The sequence below is a fragment of the Shewanella sp. 1180_01 genome (assembly GCF_052850535.1).
On the sequence record NZ_VXCT01000145.1, the window covers coordinates 1 to 1182 of the forward strand.

Below are 1182 nucleotides of genomic sequence, written 5' to 3' on the forward strand. Positions count from 1 at the left end.
AGAATGAGGACTCGATAACAGCTTGATGAACAAAAGACTAAACTGGCTCGTGAATTGGGTATCAGCAGGGAAACGCTCTACCAATACCTGAAGCTGCAGGGGGACGCTTAAATTTGCCATGAGCCACTAATTTTACCTTTTCGAGGGGTTGGGCATAATTAGCCAAGTAATAATTACGGTTTCCACTATAAAAAATGTGATTGGTTAACTTAATCAAGATGTGTAGTCTTCATGTGGAAAAGCCTAGGCAAAAAATCATTGCTCCAGCTTTACACACAATCAGCCTGGTTAGCTTTTGTGGTGGCGGTGAGTTTGCGCTCCGCGCTCAATAAGATTTCTTTTTTCTTCTAAAAGATTAAAACGAGATAAATTGACCTCAATGTTGCTCAGCTCGTTAATTGATAGCATCCAGTTGATGAAACTTTGTTTGAAGGGGATCTCTAATTGAATCAAAATGTTTAGATAAACATGAGGAACTCCTAAAAAGGAGTATAAGATCACAGGGGCGACCGCTAGGTCAAATGGAACTGTAATTGCTCAATAAACGTTCGCGGTCTTGCCCTGATTACTTACCTTGAACACTAACCGTGGAAGACTCTATACCAGTCGAACCAAAGTCAATTTCCATAACTAAAAATAACAACGTTATTGCCGCAGCAAATATCAGAATAATTTTTGAAGTCTTACTTATAAATTTCATGGTTATTTGATCCCTAGTGTGTTTTAGTTTTAAGCATGCTTACTCGTCTAGCGTGGTTTTCTTCATAGTAGCGCCGGACTGCTACAACGGTACATCCTGATTTCAACAAGTCTCTATGACGAAGAACAAACAGTAAAAGCTCAAGGCGCAAACTGAGATCGAACTGAGTTCCTCAGATACAATTAGGCCGCTAAAGAATAAAATAGTTCCCATGGGGTCATCTTTTCGGTGGTGTTCATTTGTAAGCATCAAGCTACATTTTTTACTGTTAAGTCAGTTTGTCTGCGACACTTGTCACTTCGTGACTGTCTAGCAGAAGAGAAAGGTAAAATCGAAAATATACGCATCAATAGTGTTACAGTGTAACGCTTTGTTGGGTAGTGTTACCATTTTTAAAGAAAAAAGGATTGGTGGAAATGTAACGACTGATGGTAAATTTTTCGCGGGTATTCTTGGCTACCAAGCAAGAGTAGTACTCAACG

Annotated in this window: 1 pseudogene; it reads left to right on the top strand. The window is 39.3% G+C overall.

The features are described from left to right. Positions 1-33: 33 nt before the first annotated feature. Positions 34-111 (top strand): annotated as a pseudogene (locus tag FW758_RS24530) (helix-turn-helix domain-containing protein); the annotation flags it as partial. Between the last annotated feature and the right edge of the window lie 1071 nt (positions 112-1182).